The organism is Psychrobacter sp. AOP31-B2-9, from assembly GCF_052378005.1.
Lineage (GTDB): Bacteria > Pseudomonadota > Gammaproteobacteria > Pseudomonadales > Moraxellaceae > Psychrobacter.
In genome coordinates, this window is the sequence record NZ_JBQSXG010000314.1 from 1 (window position 1) to 711 (window position 711).

Annotated in this window: 1 protein-coding gene; it reads left to right on the forward strand. The window is 42.8% G+C overall.

The genetic code is table 11. The annotated features are described in order from the left end of the window. Positions 1–54: 54 nt before the first annotated feature. On the forward strand, positions 55–711 hold a 657-nt coding region (locus ACT3SX_RS15400; RefSeq protein ID WP_444761857.1), incomplete at its 3' end, for a YoaK family protein.

Sequence of the window (711 nt, forward strand, 5' to 3'; positions counted from 1 at the left end):
GCCTTTTTTAGTTATACTATGTGCTGTTTTTAGTTCAGTCTTTAGGTAGTAGATATGATAACTAAATTACCAAGGTGGATATTGTGGGGTGGTGCGGTGCTTGCCTTTAGTGCTGGCTGTGTCAACACGGCAGCATTGATGGGTTTTGCTAATTTGTCGGTTTCGCATGTCACGGGTAATGTCAGCTTATTTGCATCGGCGATTGCTTATTTAGATGTACACAGTATTTTGTATATTGGTGCGTTGTTACTTTCTTTTTTAGCAGGTGCTATATTGAGCGGTTTTGTTATTGGACAAGCCTCATTAAAACTAGGTAAAGGTTATGGAAAAGCGCTATATATAGAAGCGCTATTACTAGTGATTAGCTATTGGCTATACCAACAGCACGATTATTTAGGACAGTTAGCGGCTGCGATGGCGTGCGGCTTGCAGAATGTAATGGTCGCTACTTATAGTGGCGCTGTTATTCGTACCACCCACTTGACAGGGTTGACCTCAGACATGGGTGCGGCAATAGGTAATTGGCTAGCGGGTCGCTCGATCAGTAAGCCAACACTGGGGTTTCAAGCGATTATTTGGTATTGCTTTTGCGGTGGGAGCGCGGTAGGAGCATTTATGTATGCCAAAGTGGGTTATGGTGCGTTATTGGTACCTATTACAATTGTACTGACAGCAGCGTTTTTATATAATTATGCTTCAGGTCATTTACCA